The organism is Gordonia sp. LMA484 (genome assembly GCF_058129505.1).
The window spans coordinates 2,635,000-2,647,339 of record NZ_CM176700.1; the positions used below are offsets into that span (position 1 = coordinate 2,635,000).

The 12,340-nt window shown below is 70.6% G+C and carries 3 protein-coding genes; all 3 read left to right on the forward strand.

The window, feature by feature from the left end; translation table 11 throughout:
• Positions 1–54: 54 nt before the first annotated feature.
• From AC4AMJ_RS11575 to AC4AMJ_RS11585, 3 genes are read left to right on the forward strand one after another with little or no spacing between them, the layout of a single operon-like run.
• Positions 55–8,682, forward strand: coding sequence for an amino acid adenylation domain-containing protein (locus AC4AMJ_RS11575; protein ID WP_489918097.1), 8,628 nt, complete (start codon positions 55–57; stop codon positions 8,680–8,682).
• Positions 8,679–10,508 (forward strand): ABC transporter transmembrane domain-containing protein, encoded by a 1,830-nt coding sequence (locus tag AC4AMJ_RS11580; RefSeq protein ID WP_489918098.1) that lies wholly within the window; start codon positions 8,679–8,681, stop codon positions 10,506–10,508. Before AC4AMJ_RS11575 ends, AC4AMJ_RS11580 begins: the two co-directional genes overlap by 4 nt.
• Positions 10,505–12,328: an ABC transporter ATP-binding protein gene (locus tag AC4AMJ_RS11585; RefSeq protein ID WP_489918099.1), complete on the forward strand. Its 1,824-nt coding sequence runs from the start codon at positions 10,505–10,507 to the stop codon at positions 12,326–12,328. The genes AC4AMJ_RS11580 and AC4AMJ_RS11585 overlap by 4 nt, the downstream gene beginning before the upstream one ends.
• Positions 12,329–12,340: the final 12 nt, after the last annotated feature.

Genomic DNA, 12,340 nt, shown 5'->3' on the forward strand with positions numbered 1-12,340 from the left:
ATGGTTACCTAACATGGCGGGCTGATCGGTCCGCCCGGGATCGCGAGGATGTCCATGAACTCTGACTCGCACGACCGCGTGATGCTCGACGACGCGAGGGCGCAAGCCGGCACGGCGGAAGGAGCCCTCACGCTTCCCCTCACCGCCGCCCAGCGCGGGATCTGGTTCGCCCAGCAGATGTTGCCGGACACCCCGATCGTCATCGCAAATGTCATCGAGTTCACCGGCGGGCTGGATGTGGATCTGCTCGACGAGGTCTGTCGGCGCGGGCTGCACGAGGTGGACAGCGGCATGTTGCGGATCGCCGAGGTCGACGGCGAGCCGCGCCAGACGATCGACCACGAGCAGAACGACACGTTCACCCGGGTCGATCTGCGCGACGAACCCGATCCGGGCGCCGCAGCGCACGCCTGGATGGTGGCCGACTACACCGCGCCGTTCGATCTGGTGCGGGATCGGCTGATCCGTGGCGCGGTCCTGCGCCTCGGAGACGACCACTACCTGTGGTATTCCTGCATCCACCACATCGTCGTCGACGGGTACGGCGCGATCCGCTTCATCAATCGGGCCGCCGAGCTCTACTCGGCGATACGGGCCGGACGCGACGACGCCGGCTACGTGGCACCCGACCTGTCCGCGTTGCTCGCCGCGGAGGACGAGTACCGCAGGTCACGCCGATACCAGATCGACCGCGATCACTGGATCGCCAAGGCGGCCGAGCTGCCCGAACCCATCTCGCTCGCCGACGGCACCGCCACACCCGACATCGTGCCCCTGCGCACCGGTGGGCCGTTCGGCGCCGACCTCACCGAACGCCTGGCCGCCGCCGCACGGCGTCACGGCAGCATCGACGCGGCGGTGTTGGTGGCCGCCGTCGCCGCCTACCTCTCCATCGCCACCGACACCGATGACGTGGTGCTCAGCCTGCCGGTCACCGCGCGCACCAACGCCGTGCTGCGCCGGTCCGCGGGGATGGTCTCCAACGTCGTCCCCATCCGGTTGCGGATCAGCGACGACACCACCACCGGTGACCTCGTGCGCGCCGTGCAACTCGAATTGACCGGCGCACTGCGTCATCAGCGCTACCGCAGCGAGGATCTGTTGCGTGATCTCGGGAGCGGCGCCGACGGGCCTGCTCTCGGCGGACTGTACGGCCCCACGGTCAACGTGATGAACTTCCCCACCGACATCTCCCTCGGTGAGGTCACCGGGCATTTCTCGGTCCTGTCGACGGGCCCTGTCGCCGACCTGACCATCAATGTCTATCCAGGTGCCGGCGGCGCGATGCAGGTCGATCTGCACGCGAATCATCTTCTGTACGAGGCGAACACGCTGCAGCGCCACCACGACCGCCTACTTCGGGTACTCGAGGCGATCGTCGATGCCACGACGGAGGAGAAGATCGTCGACATCGGCATCCTCTCAGATGCCGAGCGCAGGACACTCGTGCCGGCGGCCGGTCGCCCGTCGGTGGCGCCGCAGACCCTCCCCGGCCTGATCGCCGCCGCGGCCGAGGCCAATCCCGACGGCATCGCCATCGTCGACGGGGCCACGCATCTCACCTACCGCGACGCCGCGTATCGGGCGACGGCACTGGCCGGACGCCTGATCGATGCGGGTGCCCGGCCCGAGGAGTTCGTCGCCGTCGCCATGCACAGGTCGGCCGATTCGGTCCGGTCGATGTGGGCGGTGGCCGCCACCGGAGCGGCCTTCGTCCCCATCGATCCCGACTATCCGGCCGAGCGCATCGCCTACATGCTCGAGGACTGCGGCGCCCGCATCGGCATCACCACCGCGGCGCTACGGTCCCGGCTGCCCGACCATGTCGACTGGATCGTCCTCGACGATCTCCCCCGGCTCGACGGGAGCCCCCGGAATCCACACGGCCCACACGCACTGCCGACTCCGCCGAGTCCGATCCGGCTCGACCACATCGCCTACCTGATCTACACATCGGGATCGACCGGTCAACCCAAAGGGGTTGCGATCACCCACCGGGGCCTGGCCAATCTGGCCGCGGAACGGCGTCGCACCTATCGGGTCGAGCCCTCGGCGCGCTTCTTGCACAACACGTCGCCGAGTTTCGACATGGCCATCGGGGAACAGATCTCGGCGCTCTCGGCGGCCGCCCGACTCGTCATCGCTTCCCCGGGGCTACCGCCGACCGAGCTCGCGGAACTGATCCGCGACGCCGGTGTGACCCACGCCCTGCTCACCCCGACGATGCTGGCCACCGTCGACCCGGCCGATCTCGACGGACTGCGCGTCCTCGGGGTCGGCGGCGAGGCGGTCACCGCCGACGTCGTCCGGCGATGGGCACCGGAACGCCTGATGCGCAACGGCTATGGGCCCACCGAGGCGACCGACATCGCCACCGTCGCCGAGCTGCGCGCCGATCAGCCGATCACCATCGGACGACCCGTCCACGGTTTCGAGCTGCTCGTCCTCGACTCCCGGATGCGACCGGTCCCGCCGGGCGCGCGCGGCGAGCTCTACCTCGCCGGACCGGGGCTCGCCCGCGGCTATCACGGTCGATCCGCGCTGACCGCTGCACGTTTCGTGGCGCACCCGCATCGTCGTGGTGCCCGCATGTACCGCACGGGCGACGTCGTCAGCTGGACCGTTGACGACGATGCACCGTGCCTGCGCTACCACGGTCGCTCCGACGACCAGGTGAAGATCCGCGGCCGACGCATCGAGCTCGGGGAGATCGAGGCCGTGGTCGGCGACGCACCGTCCGTCGCCCGCAACGCGGTGCTCGTCTGCGACACCCCGATGGGCAAACGGCTGATCGCCTACGTCGTGGGTGTCGCCGGCACAGTCGATGTGGCCGCGATCCGACGTCACTGCGAGTCCCGGCTCCCGGCAGGTCTGATCCCGGATTCGTTCATGCCGCTCGCCGACCTGCCCCGGACCGCCAACGGCAAGCTCGATCAGGCCCGGCTCCCCGCTCCGACGTTCATCGCCGAGGCACCGTTCCGCGCCCCCACCGGACCCGTCGAAGAACGGCTCGCCGTCCTGTTCGCCGAGGTTCTCGGGGTCGACGCCGTCGGCGCGGACGACTCGTTCTTCGCCCTCGGCGGTGACAGCATCGGCGCTCTCACCCTGGTGTCCCGAGCACGCGGCGAAGGCCTGCACTTCTCCCCGCGCGACGTCTTCGAACGCAAGACGGTCGGTGGCGTCGCAGCCGTGGCCACCACCGAGGAGCGGCACCTTCTCGCCGAACTGCCCGGCGGCCCGGTGGGATTCCTGCCGGCCACGCCGATCATGCGGTGGCTCGTCGAGCGTGGCGGCGGTCATCGGCGGTACGCGCAGCATCTGACTCTCGAACTGCCGGCCCACATCGACCGCGCCGGGATCGTGGCGACCCTCGATGCCGTTGTGGGACACCATGACATCCTGCGCGCGCAACTGGTCGGGGAACCGGGAACCCGGTCACTCGGGCTGCAGGTGCCGCCCGCGGGTGCCGGTTCGACCGGCGAACGCCTCACCCGCGTCGAGGTCGGCGACGCCGATGCGGCAGCGGTGGCGGCAACGGCCACCGACGGCGCACTGTCGCGTCTCGACCCACGCTCCGGCACGATGACGCAGTTCGTGTGGCTGGTGCGCGACGGGTCCGAGCACGACCTGCTGATCGTCGTCATCCATCACCTCGTCGTCGACGGTGTCTCCTGGCGGATCCTCGTCGGTGATCTCATCACCGCGTGGGCGGCGATCGACGCCGGTCGCCCGCCGATGCTGCCCGCGAACGGGACGTCGATGCGCCGCTGGTCACACGCGCTCACCGAACAGGCCGACACGATCGCCGAGCGTGAGGCCGACCACTGGTCGCGCCAGTTCGCGTCCGCGGCGTCGACGCCGAGCATGCGTGTCGATCCCCTGCAGGATCTCGCGGTGCGCACCCGGCGGGTCATCGTGGACCTCGACCCGGAGACCACGCAGACCGTGATCGACCAGATACCCACCGCACTGCGCGCCGGGGTCGACGACATACTCCTCGCGACCTTGCTGGTCGCTCTCGCCGACTGCGGGGTGCCCGCGCCGGTCGTCCAGATCGAAGGGCATGGCCGCGAAGAAGATCTGGTCGGGGACGTCGACCTGTCCCGCACGGTCGGCTGGTTCACCACCGCCTTCCCGGTGCGCATCGACCTGCCCGCGGACCCGGCGGCCGACCGCGTGGCGGCCACGGTTCAGGCGGTCAAGGCAGTCAAGGAGGCGATACGCACAGTGCCCTCGCGTGGCGCCGGATACGGCATCGCCCGACATCTGTCCCGCACGCCGACGCTGCCGGAGGTGTCCGCGACCATCGCGTTCAACTACCTCGGTCGGGTGTCCACCGGGATGCTGCCGTCCGGCCTGACCGGGATCGGCTGGACGCCCTCCGATGCGATCGGGTCACCGGCCGCCGATCCCGACGCCGACATGCCGGCGGCCGCGCCGCTCGATGTCAACGCGATCGTCATCGACTCCTCCGGCGATGGGCCCATTCTCCGGGTGACGCTGGATCACGTTGTACGCCTGATCGATCCGAGCACGGCGTCAGCCGTCGCCGAGCGATGGCGGGCGGCGCTGGTCGACCTTCTCGAGGGCCTCACCCGGGGAGAGCACGGATGGACTCCGTCCGATGTCCGACCTGCCCGGGTCGAACAGGCCGATCTCGACCGCCTGGCCCTGGCCTTTCCCGGGATGGCCGATGTGTGGCCCACCGCCCCTCTGCAGCAGGGACTCGCGTTCCACGCGGCACTGGCCGCCGACGATCCGTCCACTCTGACCGCCGACAGCTACGTGACCCAGGCATGTATCACCCTGACCGGCCCGGTGGACGCAGACCGACTGCACCGCGCCACGCAGGCGCTGCTGCACCGGCACGACGCCCTGCGCAGTGCGTTCGTGACAACGGGCGATGGCGACCTGGTCACCGTCGTCACCGCCGCCGACGATCCGTCCTGGCAGGTCACCGATCTCACCGGCGAGGATTTCGACCCCTCCGACATCGCCGCGCACGTGACGATGATCCGCGACGTCCAACGAAGTGCACGCTTCGCCCTCGACCGCCCGCCCCTGGTCCGCTTCGCGCTCGTGCGGGTCGCCACCGACGTCACCGAACTCGTGGTCACGTTGCATCACATCGTCGCCGACGGCTGGTCGATGCCTCTGTTGCTGCGGGATCTGTTGACGCTCTACCACACCCACGGCGCCCCGGACGCGCTCCGGCCCGCCCCGAGCTTCCGAGAGTTCCTGGTGTGGGCGGCCGGACGTGACCGCGCCGCAGGCCTCGACGCGTTCTCCCAAGCGCTGGCCGGACGCTCACACGCCACCCTGGTGGCGCCGTCCGCGTCCGCGCCGTCCGGGCGTCTCGACCGTCAGATCGTCATCCTCGGCCCCGAACGCTGGGCGCAGATCGCCCGCCGCGCCACCGAATCCGGCGTGACCACCAACATCCTCATCCAGTCGTTGTGGGGCATCCTGCTCGACCGCATCGTCGCCGACCGTGATTCGACCGGTCGCGGCGTCGACGCCACCTTCGGCGCGACCGTCTCCGGACGACCGGCGGACGTCGACCGGGTCGCGGAGACGGTCGGACTGTTCATCAACACGATCCCGGTCCGGGTACGCGCCGACGCCGACGAACGGATCGACGACGTGTGGCGACGGCTGCACGGCGAACAGGGCGCCCTGATCGACCATCACCATCTCGGACTCACCGACATCGTGCGGACAGCCGGTCCCGGCGCCGGGTTCGACACGCTGGTCGCCTTCGAGTCCTACCCGGTCGACATGGACGCTCTGCGCGGCGCGGATGCGATGGGCGGCATCCGGGTGGCCGACATCGACATGGCCGAGGCAACCCACTACCCCCTGACGCTGACCGTCGACCTGCGACCGCAACCGGCGCTGCGCTTCACCCACGACCCGGTGGCCATCGCCACCTCCACCGTGGCGTCGATCGTCGAGCGCTTCGACGAGGCACTCCGTGCTGTCGTCGCGGACCCGGCGACGACCCTCGCGCAGCTCTGCGGCCCGACTCCCACCGAACGGCGTGCCCTGGTCCCGATGCGCGGAGCTCCGGCCGAACCGGAACTCACTCTGCGACAGATCATCCGACGTGCCGTCGACCGCAGGCCGGACGGCGTGGCGATCCGCTGGGCCGGCCGGTCGATCACCTATCGTGAGGCCGACGCATGGTCGGACCGACTCGCCGAGATCCTCGTCGACGCCGGGGCAGCACCCGAAACCTATGTCGCGGTGGCACTGACCCGCTCGGCGAACTCGGTGCGTGCGATCTGGGCGGTGGCCAAGACCTGGGCGGCGTTCGTGCCTGTCGACCCGACGCTCCCGCACGCGCGCATCACCCACCTGCTCTCGGATTCCGGCGCCCGCCTGGGTATCACCGACCGTCGGTCGCGGCCGGGACTGCCCGACACGGTCAGCTGGATCGTGATCGACGACGACGCCGTCGGGGGCGGATCAACGGAGCGCGACCGAGGCTGCGAGCGACCGCGTCGTGAGCAGACCGGCCACCCCGCGTACCTGATCTACACATCCGGGTCGACCGGTCTGCCCAAGGGCGTGATCGTGACGCACAGCGGCCTCGCCAACCTGGCGGCCGAACGACTCCACACCTATCTCGTCGACCCCGATTCGCGCTTCCTGCACAACAGTTCACCCAGTTTCGACATGTCGATCGGCGAGCAGATCGCGGCTCTGTCGGCCTCGGCGACCCTGGTCATCAGCGATCCCGACGCCGGCCCGTCGGAGCTCGGGAATCTCATCCGGTCCGAGGGTGTGACACACGCCCTGATGACGCCGACCCTGCTGGCGATGACCGACCCCGCGGCGCTGGCCGGGGTTCGGGTACTCGGCGTCGGCGGCGAGGCGGTCAGCCGCGAGACCGTCGCCCGCTGGGCGCCGGGACGGATCATGCGTAACGGGTACGGCCCGACCGAGGCCACCGACATCGCCACGGTCGCCGACCTGCAGCCGTCGAGCATGCGGGCTGGGGCACCGGTGACGATCGGGCATCCGGTGCACGGCTTCGAGGCGCTGGTGCTGGACTCGGCCCTACGGCCGGTGCCGCGCGGCGTCGTCGGCGAGCTGTACCTCGCGGGGCCGGGCCTGGCCCGCGGATATCATCGGCGCGCCGCGCTCACCGCCGAGCGATTCGTCGCCGCCGCGCACGGCCGACCGGGTGACCGGATGTACCGCACCGGCGACCTCGTCACGATCGGCACGGACGGCGCGCTGAGTTACCTCGGCCGGGCCGACCGCCAGGTCAAGGTCCGCGGCCATCGAATCGAACTCGGTGAGATCGAGGCGGCGCTGCTGCGGCGTCCGGATGTACGTCAGGCGGCCGCCGTCGGCAGGGCCGGTCCCCGCGGCGAACGCCTCCTGGTGGGCTACGTCGTGGCCGTGGCCGGGGCTGACGCCCCGCAACCACGGGCGGTGATCGACAGGTTGGCGAGAACTCTTCCGCGCCACATGGTCCCGTCGGCGGTGGTCGTGGTCGACCAGATCCCGACCACTCCGTCCGGCAAGATCGACGAGCACGCGCTGCCGGAGCCGTTGTTCGGGCCCACCACGACCTACGAGGCGCCGGCGTCACCGACCGAGCGGCTCGTGGTCGACGAGTTCGCCCGCGAGCTCGGGCTCGAGCAGGTCGGCGTGCATGACGACTTCTTTCTGCTCGGCGGTACCTCGCTGTCGGCGTTCGCCGTGGTCTCCCGACTGCGCGATGCGACCGGCACGACGTTGCCGGTCTCCGCCGTCCTCGAGGATGCGACGCCGAGAAGCCTGGCACGTCTGCTGGACGAGCCAGTGCCCCTCGCCGACGACGACGCACTCGCCACGATCGTGCCGATCCGTGCGTCCGGTGACGCGACCCCGCTGTTCTGCGTCCACCCCGCCATCGGATTGTCCTGGGGGTACGGAGGTCTGGGCCGGCACATCCATGACCGCCCCATCTACGGGATACAGCTGCCCGGACTGGTCGCTGGTGATGATCCGGTGACCTCGATCGGTTCGATCGACGCGCTCGCCGCGCGCAATGTCGCCGACATCAGACGGGTCGCACCCCAGGGCCCCGTTCACCTGCTGGGCTGGTCGATCGGCGGGGTGATCGCCCACGCGATGGCCGCGCGCCTGCAGGCGGCCGGTGAACCGGTGGCCTCGCTCACGATGCTGGACAGCGTCGCGGATCTGGGCGCGGTGGCCGGAGAGTCGCGGGATCTGCGGATGCACGACCTGCTGAGCGCGCTCGGACTGTCCGACCATCCGGTCGCCGGTGTCGCCGATCCGCATTCCCAGGTGTCCGAGACGTCGGTGTCCGAACTCCTCGCACTCATCGAGGACGCTCCGCCGGGGCTGGGATCCGCGGTCGTCGAGCAACTCGTCGCGGGGGCCGCCCACACGGATCAACTGGTGCGCGTGCACCATCCGGTCCACGTGTCGGCCGAGCTGCTGTTCTTTGCGGCCGACGACGACCCACTCACATCGTCGTCGACGGTCCTCGGCTGGGAACCCTACGTGGACGCGATCGACCGCCGGGGCGTCCGGACGACGCATTGGCAGATGTGCTCGTTCGGAACGCTAGCCGAGATCGGTCCGGCCATCGACGCGCATCTACGACGGTCCGACCCGCACGGCGCGTCGGTGTCAGCCGCGGATCGGCACGGGCGTCGATGATCGCGACCACCCGGGCACCCGCCCACCTCGGCGGGCCCGCAGGACACGGACGCCACATCCTCACCGAGGGCCTCCGCGTCCATCGATCCACCCTCATCCGGGCAGCAGCGTTGCTGTCGGTGCACCAGGTATGCGAGGTCGCGGTGCCGATCCTCATCGGCGTCATCGTCGACCGTGCGCTCGCCGACGCCGACGTCACCGCGCTCATCCGCGGGATCGCTGTCCTGGCCGCCGTGTTCGTCGCACTGACGGTGAGCTACCGATACGGCGCCCGCGCCGCGATGCGTGCGGCCCAGGACGAATCCCACCGACTGCGATTGCGCTGCGCCACCCAGTCTCTCGACCCGGCTGAGGCCGGGGAACCGCAGCGGACCGGCGACCTCCTGTCGATCGCGAACTCCGACGCCGACGAGACGGGCGGTCTGCTCCGTTTCGTCCCGCAGACCGTCGCCGCGGTGACCGCCCTGACCGCGTGCGCGGTGGCCCTGCTGTCGGTGGACGTCACGCTCGGGGTCATCGTGTTGATCGGCGTACCGGTGATCCTGTCGCTCGTGCAGGTGGTGGCCCCGCTGGTGACCCGACGTGTCGGTGCGCAGCAACACCACATCGGTCGCGCGACCGCCGTCGCCACCGATCTGCTCACCGGACTGCGGGCACTGCGTGGGATGGGAGCGCAAACCGTTGCCGCGCAACGCTATCGGACAGTCAACGAGCAGGCTCGTGCCGCGGGGCGGAGGGCAGCGGTGGGCCACGGCATGTTCTTCGGCACCGCCACCGGTGTCACCGGCGTACTCGCCGTCGGGGTGGCGACGCTGACCGGCTGGTTCGCGCTGACCGACCGCATCACCGTCGGTGCGCTCATCGCGGTGCTCGGCGTGGCCCAGTTCCTGACCGAACCACTGGCCGTCCTCGCCATGATGCCCGGTCGCGTCGCCACCGCCCGAGCATCCGCCGACCGGATCGCCACGGTGGCACCCGCCGGCCGTGACCGGGTCCGACGCGCATCGACGGTGACCGGCGTCGACGCACCCGGGGCATCGGTCGACGCGACCGTCGACATCGTCGCGAACACAACGGAACCCGAGGCCGTCGTCGCACTCTGCGCCACTGCGGCAAGCCCGGTCGGCGCGCTGCGATGTGGGGTCCGGCCCGGCGAACTCGCCGTGTTCGTCGCGCCATCCCCCGTCCTCGCGCAGCGCCTCGTGGATCTCCTGGACGGACAGGACGGGTCACCGGACGCTGAAGTCCGCGTGCTCGGACACGATTCAGCCACCCTGCCTGCCTCGCTGCGGCCGCGCGGTCTCCTGGTCGAACCGCACGGCGTCGACCTCTTCACCGGAACGGTCGGCAGCAACCTCGCCATCGGCGGAGCCGCCGGCGCTCAAACCACCGGTGCCGAGTCCGTGCTGGCCGTGCTCACCGCGATGGGTAGCCGGGACCTCGTCGACGAGGGACCAGCCGACTCGCCGACCGACGCCGCGTCCGCGCTGCGACGCCCGGCCAGCGATCGTGGGCAGTCACTATCGGGTGGTCAGCGACAGCGACTGGCACTGGCCCGAGCGATCCTGACCGATCCGTCGGTGCTCGTCCTGCACGAACCGACGACCGCCGTCGACTCGGTCACCGAGCATCGCATCGTGCGTGCCGTACGCGACCTGCGTCATCACGACGGATCCGACCGCGTCACCGTCGTGGTCACGGCCGCTCGAGCGTGGCGGTCGGTCGCCGACCAGGTCATCGAGCTCGTGGACCAGCACGCCCCCGACAAGGCGCCGGCCGGCGCGGCCACATCTCCTCGGGCGGATGCGGCGGTGATGGCCCGATGAACCACGCATCGGACACCACCCCGGCGGCCGGCACCACGGTGCTGCCGGTCGCCACACCCGCCCAGACATTTCGTCATCTCGGGTCCGGCCTACGCCGCAGAAAAGGGCGCGCCTTCGCCGTGGCGGGGCTGTGTCTGATCACCGCTGCATCGGCGGTGATCCCGCTGCTCGCACTCGGCGTACTCGTCGACCGGGTCACCGCGCACGCCGACGTCTCGACGCTCGTCCCGATCGCGACGACCGCGGCCATCGCCGCGATGATCGGCGGCATCGCCGCCGGCGCCACCGTGCACTCGATCGCCTGGCTCGGCGCCGATCTGCTGGCCGATCTGCGTGAGGACGCCGTGGTGTCGGCGTTGCAGATGCGTGCCGACGTGATCGAAACGGCCGGGCGTGGCGATCTGCTGTCGCGGGTGAACAATGACGTCACCGCGATCAACCGTGCCGTCACCACCGTGCTGCCCACCGTGGTCACGGCGGCCGCGCTCGGTGTGGTCACGCTCGCCGCGATGGTCGGCCTGGACTGGCGCCTCGCGATCGGCGGGGCGCTCGCGATCCCGCTGTATGTGATCGCGTTGCGCTGGTACCTGCCGCGTTCGGCACCGGTGTTCGCCGACGAACGTCAGGCCGCGGCACACCGCTCGCACGCTCTCATCGAAGCGATCGACGGCCGTGACACCGTCCGGGCCTACCGCATCGCCGACCACGAGATCACGGCCATCGCCCGGGCCTCCGGGCGCACCCGCGATCTGTCGATGACCGCGTTCACCCTGTTCACCCGCTTGGTGGGACGAGCCAATCGCGCCGAGTTCGTCGGACTCGCAGCCATTCTCGTCATCGGGTTCTGCCTCACGTCGGCCGGCGCGGTGACCGTGGGCGCCACCACCGCGGCGGCCCTGATGTTCCACCGATTGTTCAACCCGATCGGCATGATCCTCTACAGCGCGGCGGACCTGCAGCTCGCCGCGACCGGCGTCGCTCGGCTCATCGGCGTGACCCACGCACAGACGGCCTCGTCGCCGCCGGAGCCGAGCCAGCGGCGTGGCGACGACGATGTGGTGCTGCAGGACGTGCACTTCTCCTACCGCACCGGCCGCCCCGTGCTGCGCGGGGTCGACCTGCGCATCCCGCCGGGCACCCGGGTGGCGCTCGTCGGCAGCAGCGGGGCCGGGAAATCCACGGTCGCCGGTCTCCTCGGCGCAACGCTGGTACCCGATCACGGTGTCATCGGCGTCCCCGCCGGGGAGGGGGTCTACACGATCAGCCAAGAGGTCCACATCTTCGCCGGACCGCTGATCGACGACCTTCGCCTACCGGCCCCGCGGGCGACCCGCCCCGAGGTCGATGCCGCGCTGGCGACGGTCGGTGCCCTCGACTGGGTTCGGACGCTGCCCGACGGCGTCGACACGATCGTCGGGGACGGCGGCCATCGCATCGGCGGCGCCCGGGCCCAGCAGCTCGCGCTGGCACGCCTGATCCTCGCCGACCCCCGGATCGTGGTGCTCGACGAGGCCACCGCCGAGGCGGGCAGCCACCACGCAACCGAACTCGATGCCGCCGCCGAGGCGGCGACCCGTGGCCGCACCGTCTTGGTCATCGCCCATCGACTCTCTCAGATCCGGGCCGTCGACGAGGTCGCCGTCATCGACAACGGAGTCATCACCGAGAACGGGCCACCCGACGACCTCATCGACGCCGGCGGCGACCTCGCCCGGATGTGGAGGGGATGGTCACCGACCATCGCCGGGGCGCCGACATCACAACCCGCATCGCAGATCCCAGCAGATTGCCCGCACAACCGACCCGAGGATGCCCGATGAACGACAACGCGC

Coding starts and splice junctions, on each gene's coding strand:
- AC4AMJ_RS11575 (WP_489918097.1), top strand. CDS start 55: ATGAACTCTGACTCGCACGACCGCGTGATGCTCGACGACGCGAGGGCG.
- AC4AMJ_RS11580 (WP_489918098.1), top strand. CDS start 8,679: ATGATCGCGACCACCCGGGCACCCGCCCACCTCGGCGGGCCCGCAGGA.
- AC4AMJ_RS11585 (WP_489918099.1), top strand. CDS start 10,505: ATGAACCACGCATCGGACACCACCCCGGCGGCCGGCACCACGGTGCTG.